The sequence below is a fragment of the Luteococcus sp. Sow4_B9 genome (genome assembly GCF_052116585.1).
Classification (GTDB): Bacteria; Actinomycetota; Actinomycetes; order Propionibacteriales; family Propionibacteriaceae; genus Luteococcus.
This window is the reverse complement of sequence record NZ_JBQKKT010000002.1, coordinates 140,169-156,278: the sequence shown is the minus strand read 5'-3', so window position 1 is coordinate 156,278 and position 16,110 is coordinate 140,169. Positions and strand designations below refer to the sequence as shown.

The following is a 16,110-nucleotide window of genomic DNA, read 5'->3' as shown; positions in this document are numbered from 1 at the left end:
CATGTTCAGCACCCTGATCGTCGTCGACGTCCAGCAGGACTTCTGTGAGGGAGGCTCCCTGGGCGTCGCCGGAGGCAATGACGTGGCCGCCCGGATCGCCGAGCTCCTGGCCGACGACCGCGGCGGCTACGCGAATGTGCTGGCCAGCCGAGACCACCACATCGATCCGGGCGCGCACTTCAGCGACCAACCCGACTTCGTCGACAGCTGGCCCCCGCACTGCGTCGTGGGAACGCCCGGCCAGGACTTCCACCCGGCGCTGGCCGACGTCGAGTTCGACGCCGTCTTCGACAAGGGCTCCTACAGCGCCGCCTACTCGGCCTTCGAGGGCACCGTCGGCGGCCACGAGGGCGGTGAGAACCTGGTCGACTGGTTGCTGCGACACCGGGTCAGCCACGTGGACGTGGTGGGCATCGCGACCGACCACTGCGTGCGCGCCACCGCCCTGGATGCCACGAGCGAGGGCTTCACGACGACCGTGCGGATGGACCTCACCGCGGCCGTCGACCCGGCCCGTGTCCCGGCAGTCCTCCAGGAATTCGAGGCTGCCGGGATCCGAGTGCGCTGAGCGGTCAGCGGCTTTCGGGCAGCTGCGTGTAGCCGTTCATCACAGCGGCCAGGCGGCTGGCTCGTTCGCTCTCGAAGACGTCCTCGAGCAGCATCGGCTTGCCATTGGGCGCGGACAGCGGCACTCGCCAGTTGGGGTACTCGTCGATGGTGCCGGGCTGGTTCTGGGTCCGGCGATCACCAACGGCGTCCACGAGCGCCGCATTGAGCACCTTGGACGGGGTCCAGGTCAGCGCCCGGTGCATGGCCAGCACGATCTGCTCCACGTCGCGGCTCTCGAAGTCCTCCTCGGACAGCGCGCCATAGCGCTTCAGCGCCTCCAGCATGGCCTGCTGCTCGGCCCGACCCTCGGCCAGCTCGTCCTCCAGGCTCTCCGTGAGCATGCCCAGTTCATCGCGCAGACGGATGTGATCGCCCGCAAGGTAGCCGGTGGTGGGCGGCAGGTCGTGCGTGGTGACCGAGCTCATGGCGTATTCACGCCATCGTTCCGGCGGCGTGGGGCCCTGCTCGTCCTGTTCGAACCACATCACGGAGGTGCCCAGCAGGCCACGGCGGCTCAGGTACTCACGCACCCAAGGCTGCACGGTGCCCAGGTCTTCACCGATCACCAGCGCCTGGGAGCGGTGTGCCTCCAGCGCCAGGATGCCGATCAGCGCGTCGTGGTCGTACCGGACATAGGTGCCCTCCTTGGCGGACTTGCCCCGCGGCACCCACCACAAGCGGAAGAGTCCGATGATGTGGTCGACGCGCAGTCCACCGGCATGGCGCAGGACGCCCTGGACCATCTGCCGGAAGGGCGCGTAGCCCAGCTCGGCCAGGCGGTCGGGACGCCACGGCGGCTGGCCCCAGTCCTGGCCCAGCTGGCTGTAGGCATCCGGCGGGGCGCCCACGGTGCATCCCTGGGCGAAGACGTCGGACAGCATCCAGGTCTCGGCACCCGACGCGTTGACGCCCACGGCCAGGTCACTGACGATGCCGATCGGCATGCCCGCGTCGCGGGCTGCCTGCTGCGTGTCGGAGAGCTGGGTCTCCGCCACCCACTGCAGCCACTTGTAGAAGCGAACCCGCTGCTGGTTCTGTCGGTAGAATTCGGCCACCTCCGGAGAGGTGGGCCGGCGCAGCTCGGCGGGCCAGGTGCGCCAGTCCGGCCCGAAGACCTCGTACAGGGCGCACCAAGTGGCGAAGTCACGCAGTTGACGCCCCTCGCGACGGATGAAGTCGTTGAAGGCCATCTCGCGGGCGGGCTTGCGACCGGCCCGGAAGATGATCTCCAGGGCTTCGTTCTTGGCGGCCCAGGACTCATTGCGGCGGATCTCGTCAACGCCGTCGAGCTCCTTGAGCAGCTTCTTGCGCAGCTTGGCGACCTTCTTGCGATCCGACTCGTCGAGCGTCGCATACTCCAGGATCGCCTCGGGGCGGATGTAGAGCGGGTTGACGTACATGCGGCTCGTGGGCAGGTAGGGCGACGGTTCCAGCGGCGGCTGCGGTTGGGCCGCATGCAGCGGGTTGACCAGGACATACCCGGCGAACTGTTGGGTGGCTGACCAGACGGACAGGTCTGCCAGGTCGGTGAGATCGCCCACACCCCAGGAATCGCTGGAGCGAACGCTGTAGAGCTGGGTGGCGTAGCCCCAGATGCGGCGGTCATTCATGCTGGCGGGCAGGCCCAGGAAGCTCGGGGTGATGATCAGGCTGGACTCCACCTCCACGTCCTGGCTGCGCAGCACGAGTCGGTGGTAGCCCAGTGGCAGATCGGCCGGCAGCTGGAAGGTGGCCTCGCCGATCCAGGCGCCGTCGAGCTCCCGGTCCGGTGCGTCATTCGTGGACTGCCACGTCTCTCGGTGCTCGCCATTCTCCAGACGGATGTACAGGCTCGCGTCGGCACCGGAATTGACGTGGACATTGACCCAACCGGGCTGGCCCTGCTCCAGGACCACGCAGGCAGGCAGCTTGCGACGCCAGGGGCGATTGCGCAGCTCCTCGACGGCCTGCTGGGCCAGTTCGGGGGTTGACGCGTCGATCTCCAGGGACTTGAGGACCGCGATCACGGTCTCCTCGCTGATCTGGGTCTCGCGACCCTTCCAGTCCCAGAACTCGGTGGCGATGCCGAAATGTTCGGCCAGCTCGGACAGGATCGGATCGTTCAGTGCCATCGTGGATTCCCGGGTGGTCGGCAGCAGGAGTGTCCCCGACAGCCTAGCTGCCCAGCGAGGTCGTCACATCCACGTGGACCACCTGCGTACCGGCGGCAAGATCGGCCAGGCTTCGGCGTCCTGGATCCACCAGCGGCCACAAGACGCACAGCAGAAATCCGATACCTGTGATGGCGAGCAATCGGTGCACCAGACTGCGGACCAGGGCCTTGGGCCAGGCCAGCCCACGGGCGGCATCCCACTGCCCCGGCTGCTGGCACACGTTCTGGGGGGCCACGCGCAGGCGTCCGTTGAGGTGCCCCAACGTTCCACCCTTCCAGCACAGCGTCACCATGTCGTAGACCACCCGCAGCCCGACGCCCGGCAGGGCCGTCACCAGCCACATCTCGAACAGACCGTAGTCCCAGAGCATCCCCAGGCTGGGCAGCTGACCTCCCTGGGTGAGGTAGGAGACCCTCAGCACGCCCACCAGCTCATTGATGAAGGGCTGGTGCCAGGCGTCGAAGAGGACCAGTGAGACCAACCACAGCGGCATGGCGTCCAGCAGGTAGGCCCGAACACGTTCGCCCCAGCCGGCCAACCGGACGGGTGTGGCGGGCGACGCTGTGCTGGGGGTGGCGCCGGTGATCTGGGTGGTCCATCGGGACCCGTCCCACCAGCGCAGTGATGCCTGTCGGGCCGGATCCGCATACCACCCGGCGGCGGGCTGGCTCACCGACCCCGGACCACCTGCGTGCGAGCTGCCAGGTCATGCAGCGTCTGGCGACGACGCGTGCCGAGCGGCATCAGGAAGCTGATCAGCTGGACGAACCAGACCATGCCGCTGAAGGTCAGCACCAGGGCTCGCACGATCGATCGTCCCCACGAGAGCGGGCGAGGGGCGCGCCCCTCGTCCACCGGAACCACCCGCAGGCCGAGCATCCGCTGGGCCAGCGTGGCCCCCATGAACTTCCAGCACAACAGGAGGTAGCCGAAGAGCACCGCGACGCCGATCGCCTGCAGGGCGTACATCGGCTGCACCAGGCCGTACTTCTCCAGCGTGGCGATGTCGCCGGCCGGCATGGTGCCGCCGCTCTCGGCGATCTGCAGCATGTCCTGCCACAGCTTGGTGAAGCCGTCGGTCAGCTGGCGCACGAAATTCATGCCCAGCAGGCTCGCCACCGTGGTGGTGATGATCGAGTCGATGATCCACGCGAAGGCTCGCGACCACCAGCCAGCCAGCGCAACCCCGTCCGCGGTGTGGGTCTGCTTGCCCGCCGGCTCGGTGCCGTAGGGGTTCGTCGCGTAGGGATTGGCAGCAGGGGCACCGGACTGGGGGGTTCCTCCCTGGTACGGGCCATAGCCGCCCCCCTGGGGCTGACCGGCTGGGCCCTGCTGTGCCGCCCACGGATCCGACGCGGGCTGGGCCGGCGCGGGCATCGCCTGCACCTCGCGGGTGTTGTGTGTCCAGCGCTCACCGTCCCAATAGCGTTCGCGAGTGGGGTCAGCGGGATCCGGGTACCAGTCCATCGGCGGATTTGTCGAAGTCACTCCTCCAATATCTCATGTGGCCCAAGCGGGGGGCCACCCTCACTCGCCCGACTGTCTCAACGGCCGTGCGACGCATTGCGCACCGGCCCGATGCGTGCGGCCGCCACCAGGCCGACGATGGTGGCCGCCATCGCCGCCAGGTAGACCCAGCCGAAGGTGTGCTGGGCCGTCGTCGCGGAGTGGAGAGCATGGAAGATCGTGCCGGCCAGCCCCACGACGACAGAATTGCCCAGCCCCTCAGCCGTCTGCAGTGACGACGTGTTGCGTCCCAGCTCTGATCCCGATGACAAGGCCATGACGGCCAGCGAGCCCGACGCGATGGACAGCCCCATCCCGAATCCGCCAACGGTCCACCCCACGGCCATCAGCGCCAGGGTGCCCGACGGGTGCCACGCTCCGACGGCGATCGCGCCGATGCCCGCGCAGGTGCACGCCATTCCCACGACGATGATCTGGTCTCGACGAAGGGACAGCCACGGTCTCGCCTGCACCCACGAGCCCAGCGTCCAGCCGAGCGAACCGATGGTGAGCGCCAGACCCGCCTGGAAGAGCGACATGCCGCGCATCTCGACCAGCCCGAGCGGCAGGAAGGACTCCGCGGCGAAGAAGGCACCGGCCTGGCAGGCGCGGGCCCACACGACGGCGGCCAACCCGGACCTCATGGTGAGGAAGCCGGGGGGCATCAGTTTGGGCACCGCCACCAACAGGAGAACCAGTGCCGCGGCTGCCAGCGCGGCTCCGCGCCAGCCGAGCCACTGGCCGGCCACTTGGAGCGCCGCGACACCCAGCGCTGCGCCCAGCGCCGCCCACAGCGGCACGGGATTGCCCTCCTCCGGCTCCGCCTGGTGGTTGCGCTGGAGCTGGACCAGGGGTCCTGCCGCCAGCCCGGCCGCGGCGATCAGGGGTGGGACGAGGGCCCAGAAGACCCAGTGCCAGCCGAAGTGGTTCGTGATGGCCGCCGAGATCGGCGGGCCGAGGAAGGCAGGCATCACCCAGCAGACGCTGAACCAGGTCATCACGGAGGCTCGTTCGTCCTCTCGGAAGGCGAGGGCGACCACCACCATCAGGGAAAGGTTGACCGCACCACCGCCGATGCCCTGCAGGAAGCGCGCTGCGACCAGCACCGGCATCGAGTGCGCTGCGCCGGCCACCAGGAGCCCCACCACGAAGGTGGCCGTGCCGATGGCCAGGGGCGGAATCGGCCCCACCCGGTCACTGACCCGGCCGGCCACGGCGGTCGAGAAGACCATGCCGAGCACGAAGAGCGTGAAGGTCCAGGCGTAGAGGCCCATCCCACCCAGCTCCCGGGCTGCTGCCGGCATGGCAGTCGCGACGGCGACCGACTCGAAGGCGACACACACGACTCCTGCCAGCACACCGGCCATCAGGCGGCGACGCGCCGCCACGGGTGGGGTCGAGCGCGCCTGCCCTTCAGGCATCGGCGCCTCCTGGTCCACTCACCCCACCCTTTCCGTCGGTGACGGCATTCTCCCCGTCCGTCGGTGACGGCATTCTCCCCGTCCGTCGGTGACGGCATTCTCCCATGGGCGAACGGTCTTGGCGGTGACGCCCCCGGACACAACTGCCTAGACTGTTCGGCATGACTCAGCAACTGGCTCCCGGCTCGCAGACGGTGATCGACGAGCGCACTCAGGACATGGAGGCAGGCGATCAGGAGAGATTCAGCCACTACGTGCCCAAGGCGAAGCTCACTGAGGCCATGGTGATGGGAACCCCCGTCGTGGCGCTGTGTGGCAAGGTATGGGTGCCCAGCCGCAATCCCGAGAAGTTCCCTGTCTGCCCCGACTGCAAGGAGATCTGGGAATCCTTCAGTGACAAGGGCGGCCAGGACCCCGACGCCTGATCAGGTGACCCGAGCCGGATTCAGCCGCCCGGGACCAGCTCGGCCCAACCATCCACCGTCGACGCGTCACCGCTGACGCGCAGTACGACGGGCAGCCCCGGGGTGAATCCTGTGTCATCATCCTCGAAGGTTCCTGGGCAGCGAACCACCGATCCGCGCTCGGTGCGCGTTCCTCGGTCATCGATCACCACCACCTCCACCGTCATGGAACCGCTGCCAGTGCAGCTGGCGCGCAGACGATGGATCTGGCGACTCTTCGCAGTGAAGGACGCCTCGTGCTCACCGTAGGTGTGCACCTTCACCACCGCATCACTCGAGGGCACCAGCTGCGACGGGGGTTGCTGACAGCCGGCGAGCAGGGCCAGCGGCAGGAGGGCGGCGCCGCAGAGCGTCGAACGACTGGTGTCCATGGCCCCACGGTAGCCCTCCTTCACCAACGAGGAAGACCGCTGGGCCGCCCCGGCAGGGCGCGCTCCCGGGGATGGATCACATAGGTGGTCCCCGCGGTGCGCCCCCAGGCTGATTCGAACTGAGCCCGGTCATAGGTGCGCCGGACGAGGGCATTGCTGGCCTTCATCCCCGATGCCGGATCGTTGACCATCACATTGCCTGCGGAGTCGAAGCCCGACACGACCATCAGGTGCCCATTGGTGCCGAAGCCCGCCCCCGTGAGCTGGGTGGAGGAGAAGCTGGTGGACACGATCAGTGGAATGCCCGCCGCGATGAAGCGTTCGGCCTCGGTGAGGCTGTTGAGCCGGGTCACGAATCCGCGCAGCCCTCGGGCTGAGGCGTAGGCCACATTGAAGGCCCAGTTGCCCGTGCCTCGGTAACCGGCATCCCAGACGCCGCGCACCGCTTGCTCCACCTGGGGGTCCGTGTGGGGCTGGGGGCGCACCCAGGCGAGCTCGGCCGCGGAGGCACCCGCGCCCCACCGGTCCAGCACCATCGCCGTGCAGGTGGGAGCGCACCATGCCTCTCCCCCGCCATTCCACTGCTCGTAGTGTCCGACATGGTTCATCTGGCTGTAGGCGGGCACCGGGACCTCCCGGCCCACCCCCACGCCCCGTGGACTGACCGGGGTGCTGGACTGCCGTCCCGTGGACGCGACAACCGCCGCCTGGTGCACCCAGGCAGTGATGCCGCTCCCCCGGGCGCGCAGGAACTCCAGCCGCAGTTGGAAGTGGCTCAGGGTGATCCCGCTCTGGGCGACGAGCGTGTCGGTGGCGATCCTCGCCACTGCGTCGCTCTGGGAGTTCACCGTGGTGCGGGTGGGACTGGTGGTTGCGGCACTCGACGACGCCCACAGCCCGAGCACGAACCAGCGTGACCACACCCCGGAGCTGCTGCGCGCCCGCAACCAGACCCGGACGGCCGACCCCAAGGGGGTGCTGGCATTCCAGGAGGGAACCAGCTCACGAGCTGCGAGCTGGGTGGCCATCACCTCGCTGGTCCACTGGGCCTGGTCCATCACCAGGCTGCGGCCGGTATGGGGGTCGTACAGGGTGGTGGTGCGCGCCGCGCGCGCCAGGTGCAGTCCGCGAGGGATCGCCCGTGTCCCCTCATGGCCTCCGGAGGCCAGCCGCAGCCCGGACCATTTCACCAGGTGTGCGGAGCGAGGAGTGGCTGCCGCGGCATGTGTGGGCGTCAGGACTGGGGCGCTGCCGACGAGCAGCGCGCCCCCGGCCAAGGTCTGCCCCAACAGGGCACGTCGAGTGATTTCCACACTTCATCTTCTATGACGCCCACCATGTTTGCAATGGGATGTGGTGGCTGCCCCTGTCTCAGCTGCCGACCGCCAGGTGGCGCAGTGCCAACTCGTAGCCACCCAGGCCCAGACCAGCGATGACGCCCTCGGCATAGGGACTGATCACACTGTGCCGACGGAAGTCCTCCCGGGCATGAACATTGCTGATGTGCACCTCCACCACCCGGGGCACCTGGACCACGGCATCGGCCAGCGCGATGGAGTAGTGCGTCCAGGCAGCAGGATTGAGCACCACCGGGATCTCCCCGTCGGCCGCCTCGTGCAGCCAGCCCACCATCTCGGCCTCGGAATCGGTCTGGCGCACCTCGACGTCCAGGCCGAGGCTCTCCCCCACCACGACAAGCCGCTCGGCCAGCTGAGCATGGCTGGTGGCACCGTAGACCTCGGGCTGGCGCTTGCCCAGACGTCCCAGGTTCACGCCATTCAGGACCATCACCTTCATGCCTGCTCCCCCAGTCCCAGTTGCAGGTAGGTGGCCGCAAACCGACCACGCTGGACCAGCTCCACATAGCGGTCGAGCTCCCCGGAACACTCGTCGGCCGCCGCGACGACCTCACAGATCCGCACGCCCTGCTGTTGGGCCGCGGCCACCAGTTCGCCGCGCTCCCTCCGGACGCGATCGTCACGGGACCCGTCGTCCACCACCACCAGCACGCAGGGCGCCTCCCCCTCGCCGCCCTCGAAGGGATCGCGGAAGGGGTCGGGCGGGGTGCAGGCCTCCAGGACCGGCATCAGGGCACGCGCATCGGCGGACAGCGCAGGGCGCCCACTGGCGACGCGCAGCGCCTCGGCGATCCGTCGCGCGGCGCGAGCGGCGAGCACGGTCCCGCCCCACACCAGCGGCTGTGCATCGCCCAGGGCCAGGGCAAGTTCCTTGGCGGGATTCTGGGCCAGATTCCGGTGCGGTGAGCACTCCTCGGCCACCCGGTCCGCACAGGCGGCGACGCGTTCGTGGTCCACCCGGGGGCCAAGGCCCAGCTCGTGCAGGACCTCCAGCGTCACGACGACGGCTGCCAGCGGATCGCCGTGGTCGGTGGGCAGCACCATCGTGCTGCGTGAGGCGGCCTGCTCCACGATCGGCGAGTCCGGACTTCCCGCCACCAGCACCGACGCACCCCGACGCACCGCCTCGCCGACGGCGCTCATCAGATCCGGTCCGCTGCCCTCGCTCGCCAGGACCACGACGAGGTCCAGCGGACCCACCCAACCGGGCAGACCGTCGATCTGCCAGGCGACGAAGGGCACCGGGCAGACGGGCTCCAGCACCGCACGCACCAGCCGGGCCTCGGTGCCCAGCGCCAGCACACCACGGGGGCGGTCGATGTCGAGGCCGCTGGCCCTGGCCGGACGGGCGGCCGAGCCGAGGATGCGCACCCGGGCCCCCGCCGAGGCCAGATCGCGCAGCCGCTCGTCAACCCGGAGCAGGGCCTGCGGATCGTCCAGCAGGGATTCGTCGAACCGGAGCATCGGATCACCGGTCCCCGGGGCGCCTGGCCTCGTCGATCAGGAGGACGGGGATCCCGTCACGCACCGGGAAGGCCAGGCCACACCCCGAATTGGTGCACTCCAGCTCGGAGCGGTCATAGTCGACCGCGAACTTGCTGTGGCAGGCGGGGCAGGCCGCGATCTCCAGGAAGGTGGGTGACAGTTCCATCTGGTCGGGCATCGGATCTCCTGAGCTGCTGGGACGCCCGAGCTTCGGGCGAACAGCACCCAGTCTAGGGCCGGGTCCCTGACGGCACCGATCAGGCGACGGCCGCCACCGGCTCCAGCTGGCTGACGAACCAGCACACGTCGTCGCGGATCGCCTCCATCACGGCCTGGTCCTCTGCCTCGACGGTCAACCGGAGCCAGTCCTCATGGGCACGGGGGCTGATGCTCGCCCACCACTCCCCCCGCTCGCCGGCCCGGCCGCGCATCAGCAGCTCGTCTGGACGTTCCCCGTTGAGCAGGTGTCCCCGGAAACCCTCCCCCACGGCAGCCAGCACCCGCTGGGGATCGTCCGCCACCAGATTCAGCTCTCCGGAGGTGAGGAAGCGGTGCTGGGCGCTCGCCAGGGCGGACAGTGGCGCGGCGCCCCGCCCCACCGCAGCCAGCACGTGCAGGGCACAGAACATGGCGGAGTCGGCGCCGTAGAAGTCGCTGAACAGGAAGTGTCCCGTGTGGTCGGCCGCAAAGACACCGCCGACGCGTTCCATCGCCTCTCGCAGGGCGCGACGTCCCGTCGGCGCTACCACCAACTGACCGCCCAGGCCCTCCACCACATGCCCCAGGGCCGCCTCGGTCAATGGATCCACCACGATCGTGCCCCCGGGGTGGCGCCGCAGGACCTCGGTGGCCACCACCGTCGCCACCGCGGAGGTGCTCATCAGCTCGCCGGTCTCGTCGAGGACTGCACACCGGCCGGCATCACCGTCGAAAACCAGCGCCAGATCCGCAGAGTGCTCCTGGACTGCCGCCCGCGCGGTCTCCTGGCTCATCCGTTCCAGGGCATTGGGGCTGCGGAAGGGGAAGGTGCCGTCGAGGCGCTCGTGCAAGCCCACCACCGTGACACGCAGGCCCTCCAGCACGGCTGGAACCGTACGTGCCGCCATCCCATTGCCCGCATCCACCACGACGGTGAGTTCCTGCAGACCCACGAGGTCGATGTTGTTGCGCAGGTGCTCGGCGTAGTCCTCGAGGGTGTCGTCCGACTCCACCCGGCCCACGACGATGGGTGCCGTCGGCCGTTGGCGAGCCGGCTCACGCCAGCTGCGTTCCAGCTCGACGGCCCGGTTGATCACCTGCAGCAGCAGCTTCTCGGGCAGCAGCCCGGCTCGGGCGGAACAGAACTTGAAGCCGTTGAGGTTCACCAGGTGCTCGCCGGCGCTCACCTGCACGCCGGGCACTTCCAGGACGGCCGCGCTGAACCAGATCTGGTCGGTGCTGCACAGGCCCAGGTCCACCACGTCGGATCCGCGCAGGGCTGCACCCTCCGCAAAGGCGCGCGCGAGTTCGCTGCCGCCCAGCCGCATGTCGTGGCCCAGCACGAAGGCCCCGCCGGCCAGTTCCAGCACGTCCACCCAGGCCGCGCCCAGGGCACGTGCGGCTGTGGCGTCCAGGTCTGCTTCGGCTCCTCCGACGCTTCCCCTGATGTCACCGCCGCGCAGCATTGCTCGATTGATCATGTCCATCCCCCGATCGACTCTCGCGTCAATCTAACGGGTGGACGGCCCCTGCTGTCCGCGATCCGCAATCACCTTCAGGTGACCTTTCTCTGCCAGGACCACCACTCCACCCTCCGGCGGGAACGGATCCGCGAGCGGCGTCGGGGGGTGCCCGAGCTCCTCGGGCAGCAGTCCCACCTCGCGCACGGCATTGGCCAGCGCCATCAGGTCCTCGTCATCCTGAACGGCCGGGGCGGGCTCGCCGTCGGGCAGCCGCACCACCTCCCAGCCGCGCGGCGCCGAGAGCTGGTCGCAGTGCTGGCGACACAGGTCATAGGTGCCGGGAAAGTGTTCTGGGGCAAGAGGTCCAAGGACTGCGGTGGAGTCCGCGTAGACATAGGTGAGCGTCGCCACGGCCGTCTGCTGACAGCCCGTCTTGGTACACCTTCTCTGCGCCACCGGGCGAGGGTATCGCGCCAGTGCCCCCGGCCACGAGTCCGCCGTGCAGGACGCGCGGAAGGGCTCGACTACAGTGGCCGACATGCCTCGTCGACGTGATCGCCATGACCGCGGAATCCGTGGCCCACTCGCCCTGCCGAATCCCCTGACAGGGCGCCCGGTCCCCCTCCGCAGGCAGGCCACCAGTCAGGAATTCTTCACCGAGGCCATCACCCGGGCCGTCGAACGCATCGGCCAGACCTATCCCGGAGGACTCGACGGGGTGGACATCGGGGTCGAGGAGGTACCCCACGTCGCCAACGGTTGGATGGATGACCGGGTTCCCTTGGCCGTCGCAGTGGAGGCCACCAGTTCCCGCCCCGCCCGGATCGTGCTCTTCCGCCGTCCGCTGGAGCACCGGGCCGCCTCCCGCGCCGAATTGCTCGAGCTGGTGCACCGCACCCTGGTGGAACAACTGGCAGCCCTCACCGCGCAGCACGTGCGCGACATCGATCCAAGCCTGGACGAGGACTGGTGACCCCGGTACTCCGATCAGCGCAGTGAGCCGTCCGGCTGGATGGGCAGCTGCTCCCGTGCCTCTTCCGTCGGCTGGGAGCTGACCACCGAGCTCCCGCCGTCAGTCAGGACCAGGGCGACAGTCACCGGCCGGTTGCTGGTCCAGCGTGCCAGCCCTCCTTCGGCTTCCCCTTGTGCGGCAGGATGGACCACCTGGATGCTGGATCCCGGTGGAATCGTCGTCGACGAGGGCCCACCCCCACTCATCCGCACCACTGCGGGCTCCGTTCCCGGGTTCGCGATCACGAGCCGCCCGGGACCGGGCAGCGGCAGCTGGCCCGCCAGGCGTGCCTGACCGGCAGCCATCAGCGCCAGATCCTTTCCACCGGAACTCTGCACCGCGACGCCCACCTCGCGATTGCTGCGGAAGCCGAGCGAGCCGGAGTCACCGGCAAATGAGCTGTCGAGCTCCACGACCGTGCTGCTGCCCGGTTCCACCACCACGCCTTCGCCACCCGACGGGGTGAAGGTGCCGCTCGTGCCCCGCACGGACAGCTCCACCCGGGCGCGCTCGCGACCCGGATTGGCCAGCACCACCTGGACGGCGTCGGAGACGGGAATGGCGGTGATCTCCCCCTGCTGTGTCACCGGGCCGGCCGGCAGGTAGTCACCGCCCTGCTTGGAATTCACCACGGCCCAGGCGGCGACGCGTCCCTTGGCGGCGACCACCTGCACACCGACGGGTTTCCCAGCCGGGACCTGCACGGACAACGGGACCACCCGCTGGCCACCCGCGGGCACGGTGACCCCGGCCGTGCCCACCGCCCGGATGCGCCCCTGCGGGCCCAGCAGGTCAACGTCGACGACGGCATCCTGCCGGCCCGGATTGGCCAGCACGAGTCGGCTGTGGGCCGCATCGGGCAGCAGTACCATTTGTCGCTGCGCCGCTGCGCGGCACTCGCCCCACCAGCGCGTACCAGCCTTCGGCCTGCCCACCAGCTGCACACCACCGGCGGGCTGCCATGCAGCTGCCGGCAAGACCTGCGCAGCGGCCGAACGGTCATCGCCCGATGGCAGGGGGCGGCGGCTCAGCGTCGCCGGGGCAGCCGTCGGGTCAGTGGGCGCAGCCAACAGTTGCGCTCCGGCCAGCCCCTGGGGCGCCGGGGGGCAGGCAACAGCGTGCGTCAGGGCCGGGGCCGGATCGTCGTGCGGTGTTGTGGCCTGCGGGGCCGACCACGGCGGCAGCAGGACGGCGGCGGCGGTCAGGCCCAGCGCCGCCAGCCCCACGACGGCGGCCCGGGTCAGGGCGCCGGAGCTTGTTGTTCCACCGCTGGTCATCGACGACCCCCTGCCGCGCTGCGAGCCCGACGGGGACCCGCCGTGCGACTGCTGACCGGGGCAGCCAGCTCCACGAGCAGCCCCAGCACCAGCACCTGCACACCCACCGGCCACCAGTGGCGCGGGCCCTGCCAGTCGTCGGTGGCCTCGCGGGTGACCAGCCCGGTGACTGTCCAGGTGGTGCCCCCGTCGCGGGTCTCCGCCGGGCCCAAGCCCGCAGAATCGGAAAAGGAGGCGACGACTTCGGGATCGGCCCCGGTCAGGTGCAGATGACCGATCGCCAGGTCACGGGCCAGCGGCGCCACCTCGTCCGAGGGTTGGCCCGTCACCATGGCGGTGACCAGGCTTTCGGCAGCGGCGCGCTGAGCGCCGTCGGGCACGGGCAGGCCCTCCGCGGTGCCCCAGATCGGCGCGTCGGCGGCGACGACATTCCAGCGGGCGCCACCGGGAGCCACCTCCACCAGCAGCGCGCGCGTCTGGCGGCTCGACCGCTGGACGGCGTCGACGTGGGCGCCCAGACTGCCCCGGCTGCGCTGCACGCCACCGTCGGGAGCGGACAACCACCAGACAGCCGAGACCAGACTCGCCACGATCAGCAGTCCTGCGACGATGTGCACCACCCGGGGTAGACCCGACGCAAGACCCCGTGCAGCGATCACCAGCAGGACAAGACAGGCCACCAGGAGCCAGCCGTCCGGATCTGCCCGCACGCCGAGGCCGTCGAGCCGCAGTGGCAGCCGGGTCACCGCCCAGGCGGTTGCTGCCGATCCGATGCCAAGGGCGACGAGCCACCAGTCGTCGACACCCCGGTCATCCATGAGCAGGCCAAGCACTGCCGCAGCAGCGAGCAGCAGCACCAGCAGCGCCAGCGCCCACCAGGGCAGCTGGGGCGCCTCGGCCCAACGATGCGGATCCGATCCGTTCAGCAGGCGCGCGGGTTCCCTCACCAGCCGGGGCAACCAGCCCGCCAGCGCGACGAGGGGCGCGACCAGCAGCACCAGGGCTGCCCGCGGGGGACGCCTGATGGCCGTCACGGTGGCGGCCAGGGCGGCGGGGAGCCACAGGGCCGGCAGGGCGAGGGTGACCAGCGTCGTCCAGCCCGCGAAGGCTGCTGGTGCACGCCAGGCCTGGGCGCCCTCGCTGGTCTGGCACCACCAAGTGTGCAGCGCAGCAGCGGCCAGAGGCAGCAGCACAGCCACGAACAGGCTGGACGGCCGGCCGCTGGCCACGGCGCCGATCGCGGGCAGGACCATCGCCCAGGCCAGGGCCAGGAGGCCCTGGACCCAGCGCGGAGCCTGGGGAACAAAGCGGCGCCACAGGACCAGGGCCGTGACAGCGGCCAGTGGCACACAGAACAGTTGGGAGAGCAGGGCGAACCACGCGGGCCGCCCCAGGGTGAACCAGGAACCGACAGCGCCGGCCCCGAGCCAGCCCGCACTCTGGAAGCCACTGGCCCCCAGAGGCGTTCGCAGCCAGGCATCCCACGCGTCCGTGAGCTCGGCCGGGGAGGGGGCGAGCGCGGCCCCCTCCAACACGCCGAAGCCGAACAGTCGTCGGCCCGCAACCAGGGCCGTCAGGACGAGTGCGGTCAATCCCACGGCCAGCACCGGGAACCGACGCCGGCCCCGATGCTGCACCTCATCGGTGGTGAGTTCGTCGAGGGTCGTCTCCGCGTCGCGTTCGGGCAGCACCACGTCGGCCACCCAGCCGGCCAGCGCGTCGAATCGCATCCGCCAGCGGGCCCCGGCGCTGGGCCGCAGGTGTCGTGTTCCGGCTGGCTCAGGCGTCGAGGAGACGCGTTCCCGCAGGCCCGAAGTCTGGTCACCGGACGACAGGAAGGCGCGGGCCGCACGCAGGTCATCGGCTGCGGCGGACGGTGCCTTGCCCAGCAGGTGGCCCACGGCGGCCAGCAGGCAGCCCAGCATCAGACGCAGCCCGGTGAGCCACCCGTGGTTGGACTGGGCCGCGACCAACCGCAGGCCCAGCAGACGATCCAGGCTGTCCGGATGGCTGGCGATCACCGACTCTCGCTGACCGGAGCGTCCGGCTCGCCGGTGGTGGACGGCCGCCTGGGGACAGGTCCTGACGGACAGGCCGGCCTGGTTGGCACGCCATCCCAGATCCACGCCATCGCGGTAGAGGGGAAGCTGGGGGCTGGTGCCGTCGAGGCGTCGCCATGCCTGGCGTGCGATGAGCATGCCCGCTGTCGAGCCACCCAGTACCGACGATGCCGCCACCTGGCTCTGGTCCAGATCCCCAGCGGCTGGGGCCAGCACGCGCCGCCCGCCGGGCGAGATGCTCTGACCCAGCTCGGCAATCCGGTCCGGATGGTTGCGACGGCGAGGCTCCAGCAGCTTGGGCAACAGGATGTCCACCGCGGGTTCGCCGGCCTCATCCGTGGCCCCCCGCAGCAGTTCGGTCAGGGCGTCGGGGCGCGGTTCGACGTCGTCGTGGAGAAACCAGAGCCACTGGACGTTGTCCTCCAGTCCCGGTTCAATCCGGGCCAGCGCGCGGCCGGGCGGCTCCGTGGCTCCCCCCTCGTGCACTGCGGCCAACTGTCCGTCGGCCAGGGCCTGGTCGAGCATGGTGCGGGAAGCGTCGCTGGAGCCCAGATCAACCGCCACCACCGGGGGAAGGCAGTCGAGCCGTGCCAGCGCGGACAGTGTCCTCGCAAGCCACGGCTCGGCATTGTGCACCAGCAGGACCGCGACCACTCGGGACGGGTCGACCATCTTGGGGTGGGTCGCATCCGTCTCGTGGGCCCAGCTCCAGTCGTGCTCGGCAGCCTCCACA

Annotated in this window: 16 protein-coding genes; 3 read left to right on the top strand and 13 right to left on the bottom strand. The window is 70.0% G+C overall.

Annotated features, from left to right (window positions below; all coding sequences use genetic code 11):
- The first annotated feature begins 1 nt into the window (after position 1).
- On the top strand, positions 2 to 568 hold the full coding sequence (locus ACTQ49_RS02045) for an isochorismatase family protein (RefSeq protein WP_441826181.1): 567 nt from the start codon (positions 2 to 4) through the stop codon (positions 566 to 568).
- 4 nt (positions 569 to 572) lie between these two features.
- Here the strand turns inward: ACTQ49_RS02045 and malQ are convergent, their stop codons facing one another.
- Genes malQ through ACTQ49_RS02025 form a run of 4 tightly spaced genes read right to left on the bottom strand, consistent with a single transcriptional unit; the run spans position 573 to position 5,689 of the window.
- Positions 573 to 2,720, bottom strand: a complete 2,148-nt coding sequence (gene malQ / locus ACTQ49_RS02040; protein WP_441826180.1) for a 4-alpha-glucanotransferase — start codon at positions 2,718 to 2,720, stop codon at positions 573 to 575.
- A gap of 43 nt (positions 2,721 to 2,763) precedes the next feature.
- A complete protein-coding gene (locus ACTQ49_RS02035; RefSeq protein ID WP_441826179.1) occupies positions 2,764 to 3,435 on the bottom strand; it encodes a DUF2510 domain-containing protein in 672 nt (223 codons plus the stop codon).
- Positions 3,432 to 4,250 carry an RDD family protein gene (locus ACTQ49_RS02030; protein WP_441826178.1) on the bottom strand — a complete coding sequence of 273 codons (819 nt, stop codon included), beginning with the start codon at positions 4,248 to 4,250 and terminating at the stop codon, positions 3,432 to 3,434. Before ACTQ49_RS02030 ends, ACTQ49_RS02035 begins: the two co-directional genes overlap by 4 nt.
- Before the next feature lie 56 nt (positions 4,251 to 4,306).
- Positions 4,307 to 5,689, bottom strand: coding sequence for an MFS transporter (locus tag ACTQ49_RS02025; RefSeq protein ID WP_441826177.1), 1,383 nt, complete (start codon positions 5,687 to 5,689; stop codon positions 4,307 to 4,309).
- A gap of 161 nt (positions 5,690 to 5,850) precedes the next feature.
- Here ACTQ49_RS02025 and ACTQ49_RS02020 point away from each other — a divergent pair, with 161 nt between their 5' ends.
- On the top strand, positions 5,851 to 6,114 hold the full coding sequence (locus tag ACTQ49_RS02020; protein ID WP_441826176.1) for a DUF3039 domain-containing protein: 264 nt from the start codon (positions 5,851 to 5,853) through the stop codon (positions 6,112 to 6,114).
- A gap of 20 nt (positions 6,115 to 6,134) precedes the next feature.
- Here the strand turns inward: ACTQ49_RS02020 and ACTQ49_RS02015 are convergent, their stop codons facing one another.
- The 7 genes from ACTQ49_RS02015 to ACTQ49_RS01985 all read right to left on the bottom strand — a co-directional run bounded on the left by ACTQ49_RS02015 (position 6,135) and on the right by ACTQ49_RS01985 (position 11,484).
- Positions 6,135 to 6,524 (bottom strand): hypothetical protein, encoded by a 390-nt coding sequence (locus ACTQ49_RS02015; RefSeq protein ID WP_441826175.1) that lies wholly within the window; start codon positions 6,522 to 6,524, stop codon positions 6,135 to 6,137.
- 20 nt (positions 6,525 to 6,544) lie between these two features.
- The gene (locus ACTQ49_RS02010; RefSeq protein ID WP_441826174.1) at positions 6,545 to 7,837 is read right to left on the bottom strand and encodes a peptidase C39 family protein; all 1,293 of its coding nucleotides are present in this window, start codon (positions 7,835 to 7,837) and stop codon (positions 6,545 to 6,547) included.
- A gap of 58 nt (positions 7,838 to 7,895) precedes the next feature.
- Positions 7,896 to 8,321 carry a type II 3-dehydroquinate dehydratase gene (locus tag ACTQ49_RS02005; RefSeq protein ID WP_441826173.1) on the bottom strand — a complete coding sequence of 142 codons (426 nt, stop codon included), beginning with the start codon at positions 8,319 to 8,321 and terminating at the stop codon, positions 7,896 to 7,898.
- Complete coding sequence (locus ACTQ49_RS02000; protein ID WP_441826172.1) at positions 8,318 to 9,346, bottom strand: SIS domain-containing protein; 1,029 nt, start codon at positions 9,344 to 9,346, stop codon at positions 8,318 to 8,320. Before ACTQ49_RS02000 ends, ACTQ49_RS02005 begins: the two co-directional genes overlap by 4 nt.
- A 4-nt stretch (positions 9,347 to 9,350) precedes the next feature.
- Positions 9,351 to 9,545: a Trm112 family protein gene (locus tag ACTQ49_RS01995; protein ID WP_441826171.1), complete on the bottom strand. Its 195-nt coding sequence runs from the start codon at positions 9,543 to 9,545 to the stop codon at positions 9,351 to 9,353.
- Between the two features lie 79 nt (positions 9,546 to 9,624).
- Positions 9,625 to 11,046 carry a phosphomannomutase/phosphoglucomutase gene (gene manB, locus ACTQ49_RS01990; protein WP_441826170.1) on the bottom strand — a complete coding sequence of 474 codons (1,422 nt, stop codon included), beginning with the start codon at positions 11,044 to 11,046 and terminating at the stop codon, positions 9,625 to 9,627.
- Positions 11,047 to 11,076: 30 nt separating this feature from the next.
- The gene (locus ACTQ49_RS01985) at positions 11,077 to 11,484 is read right to left on the bottom strand and encodes a DUF3499 domain-containing protein (protein WP_441826169.1); all 408 of its coding nucleotides are present in this window, start codon (positions 11,482 to 11,484) and stop codon (positions 11,077 to 11,079) included.
- Positions 11,485 to 11,566: 82 nt separating this feature from the next.
- Here ACTQ49_RS01985 and ACTQ49_RS01980 point away from each other — a divergent pair, with 82 nt between their 5' ends.
- Positions 11,567 to 12,001 carry a metallopeptidase family protein gene (locus tag ACTQ49_RS01980; RefSeq protein ID WP_441826168.1) on the top strand — a complete coding sequence of 145 codons (435 nt, stop codon included), beginning with the start codon at positions 11,567 to 11,569 and terminating at the stop codon, positions 11,999 to 12,001.
- A gap of 14 nt (positions 12,002 to 12,015) precedes the next feature.
- Here the strand turns inward: ACTQ49_RS01980 and ACTQ49_RS01975 are convergent, their stop codons facing one another.
- Complete coding sequence (locus ACTQ49_RS01975) at positions 12,016 to 13,317, bottom strand: DUF5719 family protein (protein ID WP_441826167.1); 1,302 nt, start codon at positions 13,315 to 13,317, stop codon at positions 12,016 to 12,018.
- A complete protein-coding gene (locus ACTQ49_RS01970) occupies positions 13,314 to 16,109 on the bottom strand; it encodes a hypothetical protein (RefSeq protein ID WP_441826166.1) in 2,796 nt (931 codons plus the stop codon). The genes ACTQ49_RS01975 and ACTQ49_RS01970 overlap by 4 nt, the downstream gene beginning before the upstream one ends.
- Position 16,110: the final 1 nt, after the last annotated feature.